This is a genomic window from Sphingomonas sp., from assembly GCF_035910975.1.
GTDB lineage: Bacteria > Pseudomonadota > Alphaproteobacteria > Sphingomonadales > Sphingomonadaceae > Sphingomonas.
In genome coordinates this window covers 845,460-860,696 of the sequence record NZ_JAMHWM010000029.1, presented here as the reverse complement: position 1 = coordinate 860,696, position 15,237 = coordinate 845,460, and the positions used below count along the sequence as shown (strand labels likewise).

Genomic DNA, 15,237 nt, shown 5'->3' with positions numbered 1-15,237 from the left:
CCGAACGTCCAGCCTTCGGTTGCGGCGATGGATGGTGTGAGGTCAAAAGGGTGCCGAACCTCGGGCGGTCGGACAACGGCGCGCGTCCGGGCGGAAGTGAGGATCGCGTCGGTGGCGTGGTCGCTGACGGCGCCCGCCCGACCAGTCGATCGCGACGAAGCGGGTGAAGCGGTCAGGGGCGTTCGCCGAATGCGGCACGCTGCGCCTTCTTCGCGCGATCCCACCAGGCGCGTCGGATGACGTTTTTAACGCGATCGGGATCGGCCGCGCCGTAGCGGACGAGCAGGCCGGGCCAGTTTCTATAGTGATCGGTCTGCCAGAAAATGTCGGGATCGGTCTCCAGCAGGATCGCCTTTTCGTCGTGGGAGCTCATCACGTGGAAGCTGCCGGCCTCACGGCCCGGCGACACGAATGCCTTGCCGTTCACCTTGGGACAGGGCGTGCCGTAGAAGCTTTCCATCGTTACGTCGGGCAACGCGCAGGCGAAGGCGACGACCGCGTCCCAGTCCCTCACCGCGCCGCCGCGGCGATGTCCGCGGCGAATTTCGCGATGTCGAAGCGGGCGGGGCCGGGATCTTCGCCGCGGCGGACGATGACGAGCTTTGCGGCGGGGATGACCATCACATATTGTCCGCGATTGCCCTGCGCTGCGTAGCTGCCGGCGGGCAGGCCCTGCGCCGGGCCGAAAAGCCACAGGGTGCGGCCATAGCCGGGGCCGGTCGGAGGTTGCGGGCCGCCGGGCGTGATCGAGGCGGCGACCCAGCCATCGGGCAGGATGCGCTCGCCGTTCCACACGCCGTCGGCGGCGAGGAACAGGCCGAAGCGGGCGAGGTCACGCGCGGTCGACCAAACCTGGCTGGAAAGGACATAATTGCCGCGCCAGTCGGTCTCCGCGACGGTGTGGTTCATGCCCAGCTTCGCGAACAGCGCGGGCACGAAGGCGGCGTAGGCGCGGTCGTCGGCCATGGTCGCGCGCAGGCCGCGAATGGCGAGCACGGTATCGTTGTTGGCGTAGCGATAGCGTGTTCCGGGCGTGGCGATCAGCGGCCAGCCGCCGGCCTGTTCGGTGACCGAGGCGCCGCCGAAATAGAGCGCGTCGGTGCGATTGCCGGCGGTGTCGCTGTGCAGGCCGCTCGCCATGCGCAGCAGCTGGTCGGTGGTGATCGTCGCCCGTGCATCGGCGTAAGGGAAGCTGCCCCATTCGGGGATGCGGACCGGCTTCGCCACGTCGATCATGCCGCGGTGCTGCGCGGCGCCGATCATCGCGCCGGCCAGGCTCTTGGCAACCGACCAGGTGCGGTTCGAGACGAACGGGCCGAAGCCGTCGCGATAGCGTTCGGCGACGATGCGGCCGTCCTTCACGACGACGACGCCGAGCGTCTCGGACTCCTTGCCATAGGTCGTGCGGTCGAATGCCGTGCCGACCGTAACAGCGAGCGCCTTGCCCGGCTTTGGCGCGATGCCGGCATCGCCGATCGGCCAGGGCCGGGGATCGGCTCCGGCCGGCCCGGGCGGGGTGCGGTAGCTGGTCGCCACGGGCGGAGACACCGCGCCGATCGGCAGCGTCGTGCAGCCCTTGCCCTCTGCCCATATTGCGCGGCGCGGCGGCAGCGCGTCGTCGAACGCGACGGTGACGGTGGCGCGGCTGCGTTCGACCTTCGCCGTCAGGGTCGGCACGATCGCGTCATACTGGGCATAGATGCCGCGCAGTTCGTCGGCGTCGATCTGCGCCTCGCTGCGGCCGGCGTTGAAGATGCCCGAACAATAGAGCGCGGCCTTGTATCCGGCGGCGACGGTGCGCGCGTAGGGGCTGGGACTGGCCGGCGGCACCTGTTGCGCATCAGCGGGGACGGCGAGCGCCAGCAGGCCGATCGCGAGCCAGGAGCGGGCGATCGGTTGACACGGTTGACGCCAGGGACGGGATTTTCCGGAGCGCGGTGCGGCGCGGTGCGCAGGGCAGGACGAGGGAATGCGATCGGCGGACATGGCCGCAGCAAAGCAGACGACATCCGACTTTGGAAGGGCGCTCCCATTCCGTCGTCATTCGCTTGAGACAGGTGAGATGATCCGCCGCCAGCGCGGCAAGATCGGGCAAGGCAAGGCGGACAGGCTGCGGTGGGGCGATGAAACCGCCTTCGCGTCGGTTCGGGCGCTCCGGTGTCTCATCGTGCTGGTGTAAGTAGTGCGCTTTGCTTGCCGCCGCCTGCCGATCTCGTATCACACCTGCGATACGCCTTCTTCCGCGCCATGCGCCGCCAAGTCAAGATGCGCGGCACGGGGACGGGGACATCTGCGGCGGCGCTGTGCCGCTTTCATGTCGGTGCAGAATAGAGCCCGATCCGGCGTATACTGGACACGCCCTTGTTCGAGGCAATATTTTACAATCGCTCAAGCTCTTAAGAAAACAAGCCTAAATCTTGTCGTCTCCTCATTCATTTACGGGTAATAAAGATCACGTTTAACCCGTAATAATTTCCGATTGAACGGGATTTCCATGCGCAGGGGCTTCATGACCAGAATGATCAGAACAAATCTCTTTCTTGCGCCTGCCATCCTTGTGATGACGGCTCTGACAAGTGCTTGCGGCCAAGGCGCAGCCGAAGCCGAAACAGAAAACGCGGCTGAAACGCTGTCCGAGGCCGCCGCATCCAATGGCGCGAACGTCGGCGATGCCGCCCCTGCTGCTGCCGTGGAAACGGCTCCGGCCAGCGCCCCCGCGCCAACCGCTGAGACGGTCGCGGCTCTTCCCCTGAAACATGGCCACTACGTCAATTCGGATTCGCCCTGCAATCAGGCATCAAACGCCGACATGGCGGCACTGGTGACGCCAACGGGCCTTAGCCTGAACTGCACCTACAAGAAGATCGAAAAGACAGGGACGACGTACCGGGTGACATCCGAATGCTCGGATGGCGGCGCTGCATGGGGCCGCGAGGAAGGGATCGAGACGCGGACGGACACGTATGAGATTCCGAATGAAACCAGCTTCAAGGTAACATATGACGGCGGCTCGGAACGCAGCGCGCGCTATTGCGCACCATCGAGCCTCCCCGCTTCATTCGGGTTCTGACGGCTCCTCGCGCCAACAAGTCCGACACCGCCGCGACGGCGGGAATCCATTCTGGGCGGCGTGGCGAGTCTGGCTGGCGTGGCGAGCGATCCGTGACGTCAGTCGCAATTTATCCCCGCCTTCGCGGGGATGACGATGAAGGGCGGTCAGCTCTTCGCCTGCCGCCGTTCGTCCCACCACGCCATGCGTTCGGCGACGCGCTTCTCAAAGCCGCGTTCGGTCGGCTGGTAGAAGCGCTGCGGCGGCAGATCGTCGGGCCAGTAGTTCGCGCCGGAAAAGCCGCCTTCCGCGTCGTGATCATACTCGTACCCCGCGCCATAGCCGGCTTGCTTCATCAGCTTGGTGGGGGCGTTGAGGATGTTGGCGGGCGGCATCAGGCTGCCGGTCTCCCTCGCGCTGCGCCACGCGGCCTTCTGCGCGGCATAGGCGGCGTTCGATTTGGGCGCGGTGGCGAGGTAGAGGCACGCCTGGACGATCGCCAGTTCCCCCTCGGGCGAACCGAGGAAATCATAGGCGTCCTTGGCCGCCAGGCATTGCACCAGCGCGTTGGGATCGGCCAGGCCGATGTCCTCGCTGGCGAAGCGCGTCAGCCGGCGCAGCAGGTAGAGCGGCTGTTCCCCCGCCGTCAGCATCCGCGCGAGATAGTAGAGCGCCGCCTGCGGATCGGAGCCGCGCAGTGATTTGTGAAGCGCGGAGATGAGGTTGTAATGCCCTTCGCGGTCCTTGTCGTAGACAGCGACGCGGCGTTGCAGGAATGCCCCGAGCCCGGCGGGGTCGAGCGGTTCGGACAGGTCCACCGACCAGAGCGTTTCCGCCTGGTTGAGCAGGAAGCGGCCGTCGCCGTCGGCGCTGGCGACCAGCGCCTCGCGCGCGTCGGGCGTGACGGGCAAGGGGCGTTCCATCAGCGCCTCGGCCCGGTCGAGCAACAGGCCGAGCGCGGCACGATCGAGCCGGTTGAGGATCAGCACCTGCGTGCGGCTGAGCAGCGCGGCGTTGAGCTCGAACGAGGGGTTTTCGGTCGTCGCGCCGACGAGGGTGACGGTGCCGTCCTCGACATAGGGCAGGAAACCGTCCTGCTGCGCGCGGTTGAAGCGGTGGATCTCGTCCACGAACAATAGCGTACGCTGGCCGGCGCGCGCGGCGATCTTGCCTTCCGCGAACACCTTCTTGAGATCCGCGACGCCGGAGAACACTGCGCTGATCTGGGCATAGCGCAGGCCCACGGCATCGGCGAGCAGGCGGGCGATCGTCGTCTTGCCGGTGCCCGGCGGGCCCCACAGGATCAGCGAGGACAGGCGCCCGGCGGCGACCATCCGGCCGATCGCGCCTTCGGGGCCGGTAACGTGGTCCTGGCCGACGACATCCTCCAGTCGCGCCGGGCGCAGCCGGTCGGCAAGCGGGGCGGTGTCGGGGAGGGGATCGGACGCCGGTTCGAGCCCGGCGAGGAGGTCGGCCATGCGCGGAATGTAGGGGGTGCGGGGGGTGGCGTCATCCCTGTGCGTGGCCGAACGCGCGGTGCTCCGGTGCAGGCCGGAGCGTCGGGCATGTCGATCGATGACTGCCGGCCCTCGGGCCTGCGGCGGGGCATGACAGGTTTTTTACCGAGCGGCCTTGCGCATGCTATTTCAAGATATATCTTGGAAGCATCGAAAGTCATTCAAGAGGATCATTGGAATGTTCGGACATCATCATCGCATGCATCGTTGCGGTCCCGGGCGGGGCGGGCGTGATTGGGCTCAATGGTCCGCCGCCTTCGCCTCGCATTGGGAGGAGGTGAAACGCAACGGGCGGCGGCGCATGTATTCGGGTGACGAACTGCGACTCGTCCTGCTCAAGCTGATCGAGGAGGGCCCTCGCCACGGATACGACCTGATCCGCGAGATCGAGGAGCGCACCGGCGGCGCCTATGCGCCCAGCCCGGGCGTCGTTTATCCGACGCTGACGATGCTCGCCGACATGAGCCTGATCGCCGAGCAGGCGAGCGACGACGCGAAGAAGGTGTTCGCGATCACCACCGCCGGCCAGGCCCACCTGACCGAACGCGAGGAGGAAGTCGCCGCGCTGATGGATCGGCTGGCGTCCCTCGGCACGATGCGATCGCGCAGCAATGCCAGCCCGGTGCGCCGCGCGATGGGCAATCTGCGGCAGGTGCTCCAGCACCGGCTTGGCGAGGGCGAGGTGACTCAGGATACGCTCCACGCGGTCGCCGACGTCATCGACGACGCCGCGCGCCGGATCGAGCGGCTGTGAGCGCGTCGGCGACGGCGCGCACGCCGACAGCGCATGCGAGCAGGTATCTGCAGCAGCTGTGCAAGCACTGGCAGCATAATCTGGCGGTCGAGTTCGACGCGACGCGCGGGACGGTGGTGTTCCCGCGCGACGCGCGCGGCGCGGACTGGCCGGGCGATGCAACGGTGACCTTCGTCGCGGAAGGCGACGCGCTGCTCACCCGGATCGACGCGAGCGTCGACGGGCAGCTGGAGGGGCTGAAGGGCGCGGTGGCACGGCACCTCGACCGCTTCGCGTTTCGCGAGGCGCCGCTGGCGTTCGAGTGGGAAGCGGCGGCGTGAGCGACGTGCCCTAACAGACCCACTTCCTGACCCTGCCGTCGGCGCTCAGGCGGCGGATCAGGTGGTCGTCGAGGACGAACGGTGGGCGGCCGGGGCCGTCACAGGCGGATTCCTCGTCACCCGGCCGGCATTGCCGTCGCGAGCGCGCGCGCCGCGACCGTGGCCGCCGGCAGGCGGGTCAGCGGGGGGCGGCCACCCGCAGATAGGTGTCGATCACGGCCTGGTTGATCCTGTCCCACTGATAGCCGGCCGCCCTGGCGTGTCCGGCGGCGCCGGCGGCGTGGCGGGCGGCGCCATCCTCGATCAGGTGTTGAAGTGCGTCGGCATAGCCGGCGACGTCGCGTGGCTCGACCAGCGCGCCCGTCACACCGTCGTCGACCAGCCCGACCGCGCCGGAAGCGCGTGCGGCGACGACGGGTACGCCGGCCGCCAACGCCTCCAGCGTGACGTTGCCGAACGTCTCGGTGACGCTGGGATTGAAGAAAATGTCCATCGACGCCACCGCGCGGCCAAGATCGTCGCCGGTCTGGAAGCCGGCGAAGGCGGCATCGGGAACGCGCGCGGCGAACCAGTCGCGCGCGGGGCCGTCGCCGATCACCAGCACCCTGTGATTGACACCGCGGCGCTTCAGTTCGGCGATCACCCCGGCGAAGATGTCGAGCCCCTTTTCAAGGACCAGACGGCCGAGGAAGCCGACCGCCACATCGTCGTCGCCGATGCCGAGCGCGCGGCGCCAGGCGGGATCGCGGCGGCCGGGGTTAAAGCGGGCGTGGTCCACCCCGCGCGACCAGATGCCGGTCGGCGTCGTCACGCCCCAGCCCTTGAGGATGTCGGCGAGCATCGGCCCCGGCACCACCACCGCGTCGGCGCGGTTGTAGAAGCGCGTCAGCATGGCGATCAGCGGGCGTTCGAGGAAGCCCATCCGGTAATAGCGGGGATAGGTCTCGAATCTGGTGTGCAGCGACGCGACGACCGGGATGCCGCGCGCCCGCGCCCAGGTGACTGCGCGCTGGCCGAGGAAATCGGGGGCGGAGACATGGACAAGGTTGGGCGCGAACGCCGCCAGATCGCGCCGCGTCGCCGCAGGCAGCCCCAGCGCGGCGCGATATTCGCCGCGTTTTCCCGGCAGCGACATCGACGGCACGCTGACGAGATCGCCGGTGGGGGCGAAGGCCGGCGCGTCGGTGGTCGGCGAATAGACACGCACCGTGGCACCCTGCGTGATCAGATGGCCGACGAGCAGGTTGAGCGCCTGATTCGCGCCGTCGCGGACATAATTATAGTTGCCGCTGAACAGGGCGATGCGAAGGTCGGACGGCGACATGGCGGCGCTGCCATAGCGGTGGCCGGGCGGCTTGCCTATCTTTGCGCTCAACCCCAGTCACAAGGAGCCCCCGCATGGCCGACCTCAGCGATTTCCCGATCACCCGCCGCTGGCCCGCGACCGACCCGAGCCGCATCCAGCTCTATTCGCTCAGTACGCCAAACGGCGTGAAGGCGTCGATCATGCTGGAGGAGACGGGGCTGCCCTATGACGCGCACCTGATCGACTTCGCCACCGAGGATCAGAAGTCGGACGCTTTCCTGAGCCTCAACCCCAACGGCAAGATCCCAGCGATGATCGACCCCGACGGGCCCGGCGGCCGGCCGATCGGCCTGTTCGAAAGCGGGGCGATCCTGCTCTACCTGGCCGAGAAGACCGGCCGTTTCCTGGGCGAGGGCGCGGAGGACCGCTGGCACGCGATCCAGTGGGTGATGTTCCAGATGGGCGGCGTCGGGCCGATGTTCGGCCAGCTCGGCTTCTTCCACAAATTCGCGGGCAAGGACTTTGAGGACAAGCGCCCGCGCGACCGCTATGTCGCCGAAAGTCGGCGGCTGCTGGGGGTGATGGACGGCGTGCTCGCCGATCGCGACTGGTTCCTGAAGAGCGGCTATTCGATCGCCGACATTTCCATGCTGGGCTGGGTGCGCAACCTGATCGGTTTCTACGGCGCGCGCGATATCGTGGGGTTCGACGATTTCGCACGTGCGGCCGCGTGGCTGGAGCGCGGGCTGAGCCGGCCGGCGGTGCAGCGCGGACTGCTGATCCCGTCGAAGGCGTAAGGGGGCCGCCCGAGCACCGCTCGCCGCACCGTCTGTCCCGATCCCTCCGCTTAAAGGGAGGGGATCTTGTCAAGGGGCCAGGCGCTGTGCGGCGAGATCGGGATCATAGACGAACAGCACGTCGGGGTTTGGCGGCTTGATCCCGTCCGCGATCTCCGCCGGGGCCAGCGTGCGCAGGATGTGGCGGATCGCGGCCTTGCGCGCGTCGGGCTTGTCGTCGGTGGCGACGCAGGTCCACGGCGCGGCGCTGGTATGCGTCGCCAGCAGCATCGCGTCGCGCGCGGCGGAATAGGCGGCCCATTTTTCCTGCGCGACGGCGTCGAGCGGAGAAACCTTGAGCGCCTTGAGTGGATCGCCGCGCCGCGCGTCCAGTCGCCGTCCCTGTTCGCCCTTCGAGATATCGAGCCACAGCTTGACCAGCGCGATGCCGCTGTCCGTCAGCATGCGTTCGAAATCGGGCACTTCGCGCAGGAACTGCGCCTGTTCGGCCGGCGTCGAGAAGCCGTTCACCACCTCCACCCCGGCGCGATTATACCAGCTGCGGTTGAAGATCACGAGTTCGCCCGCCGCCGGCAGGTGCGCGACATAGCGCTGGAAGAACCACTGGGTGCGTTCGCGGTCCGACGGCTTGGGCAGGGCGACGACGCGGGTGTTGCGCACCGACAGATGTTCGGTCAGCCGCTTGATGAGGCCGTCCTTGCCCGCCGTGTCGCGCCCTTCGAGTACGATGACCGCGCGGTCGCCGCCCGCCGCCATCGCCTGTTGCAGCTCGACGAGGCCGAGTTGCAGCGCCTCCATCCCCTTGAGTCTGTCGTTCGCCATCGATGTTTCTTCCGCTGTCCGTTGCGGACAGCCTATGCCACAAGCCGCGGCATGACCATCGACGGATTCGACCTGGACGGCTTCGTGGCCGCGACGCTGGCGGAGGACATGGGCACAGGCGGCGACGTGACGTCGGCGGCGGTGATCCCGGCCGACGCGCGGTTCGATGCGGTGATGGACAGCCGCGACGCAGCGACGATCGCCGGGCTGGAGATCGCGGAGGCCTTCTTCCGCGCGCTCGACCCGGGCGTCGCGATCGAAAGGCTGGTCGGGGACGGCGACCGCGTCGGCGCGGGCACCGACCTGATGCGTTTGTCGGGCAACGCGCGCGCGATGCTGACGGCCGAGCGGTCCGCGCTCAACACCGTCCAGCATCTGACCGGCGTCGCGACGCTGACGCGCCAGTATGTCGATCGGATCAAAGGGACCGGCGCGACGCTGCTCGACACGCGCAAGACCATTCCGGGCCTGAGGCGGCTGGAGAAATATGCGACGCGGATGGGCGGCGCCACCAACCACCGCATGGGCCTGTGGGACGCGGCGATGATCAAGGACAACCACGTCGCGGTCGCCGGATCGGTCGGCGAGGCGGTGCGCCGCGCGGCGGCGGCGGGGATCGGGCGGATCATCGTCGAGGTCGACCGCGTTGACCAGATCGAGCCCGCGCTGGCGGCGGGGGCGACCCACCTGCTGCTCGACAACATGGACCCGGCGACACTGCGCGGGGCGGTGATCCTGGTCGGCGGGCGCGTGCCGACCGAGGCATCGGGCGGCGTGCGGATGGAGACGATCCGCGTGATTGCGGAAACCGGCGTCACCTATATCAGCGTCGGCCGCCTGACCCAGTCGGCCCCGGCCGCCGATATCGGGCTGGATTTCAGCCCCGTCTTGCCGGACTGACCGGTTCGGCTATCCTGATCGACGAGAGCCGGCAAATGGCTCGGGGCACAAAGGGGGAGTGGGCGATGCGTCCGCAATCGATCATCTGGTTCGAGCGTCTCTATCTCGCCGCGTTCGTCGTCGGGCTGATATCGATATTCCAGACCTGGGACGTGCAGGCCCGGATGCTGGCGAACGATCCGATGGCGGCGGGGATGCCATGGCTCGCCTGGGCGACGCTTTTCGCGCGCGCGGTGATCGCCATCGCGCTCTGGTATTGCGTCGCGCGGCTGGGCAGCAACATCGCGCGCTGGATCGTCGCCGCGCTGGCGGTGTGGGGCGTCGGCCTGCTTGCGGTGCTGGGCTATGGCTTCGGCTCCGGCAGCGCGCCGATGGCGGTGGTGGCGCCCGCCGCGCTCCAGAACATCCTCTATGTCGCGGCGGCGGCGATGCTGTTCCGCGCCGACGCCCGCCCGTGGTTCGGCGGTGATCGGGCGGTGGAGCCGGCGGCATGATCCGGACGGCGCTGCTGGTCGCGGCGCTGACCCTTCCCGCGGCGGCGGGCGCGCAGGCGTACAAGTGCGCGGTGCCGGAGCGGATCGAGACGCCGCGCCACGACGGCCCGAGCCTGCGCGAACCGAAGCGTGTCGTGCCGATCGGCGGCTATACGCTGGCGCTGACCTGGGCGCCGCAATATTGCCACGCCAACGCGCGCGACGCCTCGGCAAGCTTCCAGTGCGCCAGCGGCAACCGCTTCGGCTTCACGCTCCACGGCCTGTGGCCTGACGGCAAGGGGCGTGAATGGCCGCAATATTGCGCGCCGGCGAAGATCCTGGACGCCGAAACGATCCGCCGCAATCTGTGCGCGACGCCGTCGACCCAGCTGATCCAGCACGAATATGCCAAGCACGGCACCTGCATGGGCATTCCGCCGCGCGCCTATTTCGAGCGGGCGGGGAGCCTGTACGCGCGGGTGCGTTATCCCGACATGGACGCGCTGTCGCGGCGCGAGAAACTGACCGCCGGCCAGTTCGCCGCCGCCTTCGCCCGTGCCAACCGTGGGCTGACCGCCGACATGCTGCGGATCACCGCCAACCGGCAGGGCTGGCTGGACGAGGTGTGGGTGTGCCTCGACACGCGCTTCGCCTATACCCGCTGCCCGTCGCACCAGCGATCGCTGCCGGCGGCGCGGCGGCTGAAGATCTGGCGCGGCGCGCGGTAGCGTTTCAGCCCTCGATCGTCGCGGCCGACGGGTGATGGCGATCGAGATGCTTGCGGATGATCCGCAGGTTGCGGGTGTTCGAACGGAAGAAGAAATCCGCCGCGTCGCCCACGAGCGGCACGGCACCCAGCATCAGGTCGAAGCCGACGTTGGCGGACATCCGCGCGAGCTGCCACTTCGACAGGCCGAGGTTGCGCGCTTCCCAGACGATCCAGCTACCCAGCGCGGTGGCGACGACATCGCCGATCACGGGCACCAGGCCGATGATGAAATCGAGGCCGACCGGCTGGTTGATCCCTGGCACGACGAAGCTGCGTTCGAGCAGTTTTTCCATCGCTTCCACGCGGGCGCGGACGGCCGCCGGGTCCTTGCCGAGCGACAGGCGATAGTCGGGGGCGAGCGGGGTGGGGCGGGCCATGCCGCCTATCTGGGATCGGGACGCAGCCGGTTCAACGGATGGATCGCGCGCGCGTTCGGCGTCCATTGCCGCAGCCGGGTCGCGACCAGCGACCAGCGCAGTGGCCGGGCGATCGGAATATAGGCGACGTCGGCGGTCAGCGCCGAATCGGCCTGGGCCAGCATCCGCCCGCGCGTGGGCATGTCGGGGGCCATGCGGATTTCGGCGATCAACTGCGCGATCGGTGCCGCGCAGGGCTGGCACGCGGCGCGCAGATACCAGCGCGCGCTGTCATAGGGGGCGACGCGATCGATCAGCCGCAGATCGGCCGCTGGATCGTCCAGCGGCACACGTTCTGTGATCAGGCCAAGTTGGCCGATCGCGCGGGCGAGCAGGCCGTAGAGCAAGGCGGCGCCGGGGCCCTCGGGCAGGGCGATGCGCAGCGTGATCGGCGTGGTATCGTCGCCGCGGAACAGCGCGATGCGGGCCTGCGCGGCGGCAAGGCGTTCGGGTTCGGGCACGCTTGCCCAGTCGGGCTGGGCGGGGGGCGAGGCCGAATCGAGCGTTTCGGGAAGGATCGCGTCGCTGGGCGTCCAGCCGTCGGCGAAGGCGGCGGTCAACGCGGCGCGATCGATCGCCAGTGCGATCGCCGAGCGGTTGTCGCGCTGCGACAGGAAGCCGTCGCGGTTGGCGACCAGCAGGCCGAACAGCCCGGCCGCGGCGTCGGTGCGGATATTGGCCGGGGCGACGTCCGACAACGGCACCATCGGCCAGTCGACGAAGGTGCCGCCCTCGACCAGATCGGAGGCGCGCGTGGCGAAACGGGTGATCGCCATGCCGGCCCGCTCACCGCGCAGGCGGACGAGCTCCTCGGGGCGGGGCGCGGCATCGTCCTCGGCCTCGTCGGAAGCGGCCAGGTGCGTGACCGGGCGCAGCATGATCCAGCCGTCCGCGCGGTCGGCGATGCGGAACGGGCCGCTGCCTTCCTCGCCGCCGCGCGCGGGAATGGCCAGCTCGGGCTGCGCGAAGAGCTTCAATATATCGGGGCGGGGGCGGCTGAGCCGGACCTCGATCACCTCGGGCGTCATCGCGACGATCTCGTCGATCGCGGTCAGATAGGGGGTGAGCGGGCTGGCCGCACCGCGCGCGACGGCGCGGCGCAACACCGGCACGATATCGGCGGCGACTACCGCGCGCCCGTCAGGCCATTCGGCCTCGCGCAGGCGGAAGATGACGCTGCGGCCGTCGTCGATCACGATCCAGCGTTCGGCGAGACCGGGCTCGATCCCTCCGGTCGCATCGAAGCGGACCAGGCCCTGCGCGGTCGACAGCCGCAGCACGCGCCCGACCGGCGTCAGCGCGCCGCGGGCGTCAGGTGCGGTGCGGGCGTCGCCGATGATGCTGACGACGACGGGAATGTCATCGGGCCGCCGCTCGCAGCCTGCCAGCGCCAGCGCGGCGCCGATCCCGAGGAAGATGGTGCGGACGGCGGGACTCGAACCCGCACACCCAGATGGGCGAGGGATTTTAAGTCCCGTGCGTCTACCAATTTCGCCACGTCCGCGCGCTGGTTCCGCGACGGATAAGCGCAGCTTATTCGCGACGGGACCGAGCCGGCCGGCCTTGCTGCAGGCAAGGACCGACGTCATGCGATTTACTCGCATGACGGCTCGATGCGCTAGATAGTTCATTATCGAAGCTGTTGCCCGAAATTCGCGACCCGGCAAAGCCGTGTCGTGACGTCGGACCTCGCGTGCCGCGAGGCCGGCCGCGTTTTCGGCGAGTCCGCCGACCAGGCTCACTCGCTTCGCTCCGTTCACCTTGTCGGTGGCCGCCTCACACGTTCAACCGCGCCCGCATTTCCTTGCCCGGCTTGAAATAGGGGACGCGCTTCGCCCCCACGTCCACCGATTCGCCGGTGCGGGGGTTGCGGCCGGTGCGCGCATCGCGGGCACGGGTGGAGAAGGCACCGAAGCCGCGCAGTTCGACGCGACCGTCGGAAATCAGTCGCGAAACGATCTCGTCAAAGAAGATATCGACGATCTTCTCGATATCGCGCGTGGCGAGATCGGGATGGTCGCGCGACAGAAGCTGGACAAGTTCAGACCGGATCATTCCGCCCCCCAAGAGCGTACCCGTACGGATGCACCGGGGCGGTGCTTCCTTGCACGCTTCCCCTTACGCTGCGATCTTTATCCACATCAACCTGTCCGGGATAAAAAAAGGGCGGCGGATCCGATCCGCCGCCCCCTTTCCGAGACGCTTACTTGGTCTCGGCGTTCCGCGCCTTGAGCGCTTCGCCCAGGATGTCGCCGAGCGACGCGCCCGAATCGGACGAACCGTACTGGGCCACCGCCTGCTTTTCCTCGGCGATCTGCATCGCCTTGACCGAGAAGGTCGGCTTCTTCGACCGATCGAAGCCGGTCACCATCGCGTCGAACTTCTGGCCGACCTGGAACCGCTCCGGACGCTGCTCGTCGCGATCGCGGCCGAGGTCGGTGCGCTTGATGAAGCCGGTCGCGCCGTCGTCCCCCGCCTGCACTTCGAGGCCCGCATCGCGAACTTCGAGGACGGTCACGGTGACGACGCTGTTCTTGTTGAGCTTGTCGCCGGCCGCCGCGACGACCGGGCCGCCACGCTCAAGCTGCTTCATGCCGAGCGAGATACGCTCCTTGTCCGGCTCGATCGCGAGGACGACGGCGGTGACCATCTCGCCCTTGCGGTGCAGGTTGAGCGCGTCCTCGCCCGAGATGCCCCAGGCGATGTCCGACATGTGGACCATGCCGTCGACGTCGTTGTCGAGGCCGATGAACAAGCCGAATTCGGTGGCGTTCTTGACTTCGCCTTCCACGGTCGAGCCGACCGGGTGCGCGGCCTCGAAGGCCTCCCACGGGTTGCTGATCGCCTGCTTGAGGCCGAGCGAGATGCGGCGCTTGTCGGCGTCGACCTCAAGGACGACCACTTCGACTTCCTGCGACGTCGAAACGATCTTGCCCGGATGGACGTTCTTCTTGGTCCAGCTCATCTCGCTGACGTGGACCAGGCCCTCGATGCCCGCTTCCAGCTCCACGAAGGCGCCGTATTCGGTGATGTTGGTCACGCGGCCCGACAGCTTGGCGCCGACCGGATACTTGCTCGATGCGCCATCCCACGGATCGCTCTCAAGCTGCTTCATGCCGAGCGAGATGCGCTGCGTGTCCTTGTTGATGCGGATGATCTGCACCTTCACGGTGTCGCCGATGTTCAGCACCTCGTTCGGGTGGCCGACGCGCTTGTAGCTGAGGTCGGTGACGTGCAGCAGGCCGTCGATCCCGCCCAGATCGACGAATGCACCGTAATCGGTGATGTTCTTGACGACGCCGTCGATGATCTGGCCTTCGTGCAGCGACTGGATCAGGCCCGAACGCTGCTCGGCGCGGGTCTCTTCCAGCACGGCGCGGCGCGACACGACGATGTTGCCGCGCTTGCGGTCCATCTTCAGGATCTGGAACGGCTGCGGGATATCCATCAGCGGGGTCACGTCGCGGACCGGGCGGATATCGACCTGCGAGCCGGGCAGGAACGCCACGGCGCCCGACAGATCGACGGTGAAGCCGCCCTTGACGCGGCCGAAGATCACGCCGTCGACGCGGTTGTTCTGGGCGAACTCACCCTCCAGCGTATCCCAGGCGGCTTCGCGGCGGGCGCGGTCGCGGCTGAGCATGGCTTCGCCGTTCGCGTTCTCGACGCGATCGACATAGACCTGGACCTCGTCGCCCACCTTCAGCTCGGCCTTCTGGCCCGGCGCCGCGAACTCGCGCAGCGGCACGCGGCCCTCGCTCTTCAGGCCGACGTCGATGACGGCGAGATCATTCTCGATGCCGGTGACGGTGCCGATGACGACGCGGCCCTCGAAGCTGTCGGCGGCGCCGAACGTCTCATCGAGCAGGGCGGCGAAATCGTCGCGGGTGGGATTGGCGGCAGTTGCCATAGAAATGTCAGTCCTCAGTCGTTTTTTCCGGCCGGCCGGTTGTATCCGGCGGTCTTCAAGCCGATCCGCCGCGGCGACCGTATGCCGGACGCGGCATCCGCGCGGGCTGCATCGCGGGTTGCGGGGACTACGGACTCGACGCTGTCGAATGCGAAACGGCGCATGCCGGGCAATGCCGGCGCGCCATCCCCGCGAGCGCTGCGG

Annotated in this window: 16 protein-coding genes and 1 tRNA gene; 7 read left to right on the top strand and 10 right to left on the bottom strand. The window is 68.2% G+C overall.

What is annotated here, in order from left to right:
• Positions 1 to 172 precede the first annotated feature (172 nt).
• Complete coding sequence (locus VYI76_RS10590; RefSeq protein WP_326524711.1) at positions 173 to 514, bottom strand: MmcQ/YjbR family DNA-binding protein; 342 nt, start codon at positions 512 to 514, stop codon at positions 173 to 175.
• Entirely contained in the window at positions 511 to 1,830 is a 1,320-nt protein-coding gene (locus VYI76_RS10585) for a serine hydrolase domain-containing protein (RefSeq protein ID WP_326524710.1), read from the bottom strand. The genes VYI76_RS10590 and VYI76_RS10585 overlap by 4 nt, the downstream gene beginning before the upstream one ends.
• 679 nt (positions 1,831 to 2,509) lie before the next feature.
• Between VYI76_RS10585 and VYI76_RS10580 the strand changes: the two genes are divergently transcribed.
• Positions 2,510 to 3,070 carry a hypothetical protein gene (locus VYI76_RS10580; protein WP_326524709.1) on the top strand — a complete coding sequence of 187 codons (561 nt, stop codon included), beginning with the start codon at positions 2,510 to 2,512 and terminating at the stop codon, positions 3,068 to 3,070.
• 146 nt (positions 3,071 to 3,216) lie between these two features.
• Here VYI76_RS10580 and VYI76_RS10575 read toward each other — a convergent pair whose 3' ends face one another.
• Positions 3,217 to 4,527 (bottom strand): replication-associated recombination protein A, encoded by a 1,311-nt coding sequence (locus VYI76_RS10575; protein ID WP_326524708.1) that lies wholly within the window; start codon positions 4,525 to 4,527, stop codon positions 3,217 to 3,219.
• 340 nt (positions 4,528 to 4,867) lie between these two features.
• Between VYI76_RS10575 and VYI76_RS10570 the strand changes: the two genes are divergently transcribed.
• Together VYI76_RS10570 and VYI76_RS10565 are read left to right on the top strand one after the other, a co-directional pair.
• Positions 4,868 to 5,320 carry a PadR family transcriptional regulator gene (locus VYI76_RS10570; protein ID WP_326524707.1) on the top strand — a complete coding sequence of 151 codons (453 nt, stop codon included), beginning with the start codon at positions 4,868 to 4,870 and terminating at the stop codon, positions 5,318 to 5,320.
• Positions 5,317 to 5,640, top strand: a complete 324-nt coding sequence (locus VYI76_RS10565) for a DUF2218 domain-containing protein (protein WP_326524706.1) — start codon at positions 5,317 to 5,319, stop codon at positions 5,638 to 5,640. The genes VYI76_RS10570 and VYI76_RS10565 overlap by 4 nt, the downstream gene beginning before the upstream one ends.
• Positions 5,641 to 5,818: 178 nt before the next feature.
• On the opposite strand, the gene VYI76_RS10560 is transcribed toward VYI76_RS10565, so the two are convergent.
• Positions 5,819 to 6,964: a glycosyltransferase family 4 protein gene (locus tag VYI76_RS10560; protein ID WP_326525092.1), complete on the bottom strand. Its 1,146-nt coding sequence runs from the start codon at positions 6,962 to 6,964 to the stop codon at positions 5,819 to 5,821.
• Between the two features lie 74 nt (positions 6,965 to 7,038).
• Here VYI76_RS10560 and VYI76_RS10555 point away from each other — a divergent pair, with 74 nt between their 5' ends.
• Positions 7,039 to 7,743, top strand: coding sequence for a glutathione S-transferase family protein (locus VYI76_RS10555; protein WP_326524705.1), 705 nt, complete (start codon positions 7,039 to 7,041; stop codon positions 7,741 to 7,743).
• 69 nt (positions 7,744 to 7,812) lie between these two features.
• On the opposite strand, the gene VYI76_RS10550 is transcribed toward VYI76_RS10555, so the two are convergent.
• On the bottom strand, positions 7,813 to 8,565 hold the full coding sequence (locus VYI76_RS10550; protein WP_326524704.1) for a polyphosphate kinase 2 family protein: 753 nt from the start codon (positions 8,563 to 8,565) through the stop codon (positions 7,813 to 7,815).
• 51 nt (positions 8,566 to 8,616) lie between these two features.
• Here VYI76_RS10550 and nadC point away from each other — a divergent pair, with 51 nt between their 5' ends.
• The 3 genes from nadC to VYI76_RS10535 all read left to right on the top strand — a co-directional run bounded on the left by nadC (position 8,617) and on the right by VYI76_RS10535 (position 10,666).
• Positions 8,617 to 9,465 carry a carboxylating nicotinate-nucleotide diphosphorylase gene (gene nadC, locus VYI76_RS10545; RefSeq protein ID WP_326524703.1) on the top strand — a complete coding sequence of 283 codons (849 nt, stop codon included), beginning with the start codon at positions 8,617 to 8,619 and terminating at the stop codon, positions 9,463 to 9,465.
• Between the two features lie 65 nt (positions 9,466 to 9,530).
• Positions 9,531 to 9,959 carry a hypothetical protein gene (locus VYI76_RS10540; protein ID WP_326524702.1) on the top strand — a complete coding sequence of 143 codons (429 nt, stop codon included), beginning with the start codon at positions 9,531 to 9,533 and terminating at the stop codon, positions 9,957 to 9,959.
• Positions 9,956 to 10,666 (top strand): ribonuclease T2 family protein, encoded by a 711-nt coding sequence (locus tag VYI76_RS10535; RefSeq protein WP_326524701.1) that lies wholly within the window; start codon positions 9,956 to 9,958, stop codon positions 10,664 to 10,666. The genes VYI76_RS10540 and VYI76_RS10535 overlap by 4 nt, the downstream gene beginning before the upstream one ends.
• 4 nt (positions 10,667 to 10,670) lie before the next feature.
• On the opposite strand, the gene VYI76_RS10530 is transcribed toward VYI76_RS10535, so the two are convergent.
• From VYI76_RS10530 to rpsA, 5 genes are all read right to left on the bottom strand, one after another.
• Entirely contained in the window at positions 10,671 to 11,084 is a 414-nt protein-coding gene (locus VYI76_RS10530) for a DUF4112 domain-containing protein (RefSeq protein ID WP_326524700.1), read from the bottom strand.
• Positions 11,085 to 11,089: 5 nt separating this feature from the next.
• Positions 11,090 to 12,403 (bottom strand): ABC transporter substrate-binding protein, encoded by a 1,314-nt coding sequence (locus VYI76_RS10525; RefSeq protein WP_326524699.1) that lies wholly within the window; start codon positions 12,401 to 12,403, stop codon positions 11,090 to 11,092.
• Positions 12,404 to 12,540: 137 nt separating this feature from the next.
• A tRNA-Leu gene (locus tag VYI76_RS10520) sits at positions 12,541 to 12,627 on the bottom strand.
• A gap of 272 nt (positions 12,628 to 12,899) precedes the next feature.
• On the bottom strand, positions 12,900 to 13,178 hold the full coding sequence (locus VYI76_RS10515; protein WP_326524698.1) for an integration host factor subunit beta: 279 nt from the start codon (positions 13,176 to 13,178) through the stop codon (positions 12,900 to 12,902).
• A 148-nt stretch (positions 13,179 to 13,326) separates the two neighbouring features.
• A complete protein-coding gene (rpsA, locus tag VYI76_RS10510) occupies positions 13,327 to 15,039 on the bottom strand; it encodes a 30S ribosomal protein S1 (protein WP_326525091.1) in 1,713 nt (570 codons plus the stop codon).
• Positions 15,040 to 15,237 lie beyond the last annotated feature (198 nt).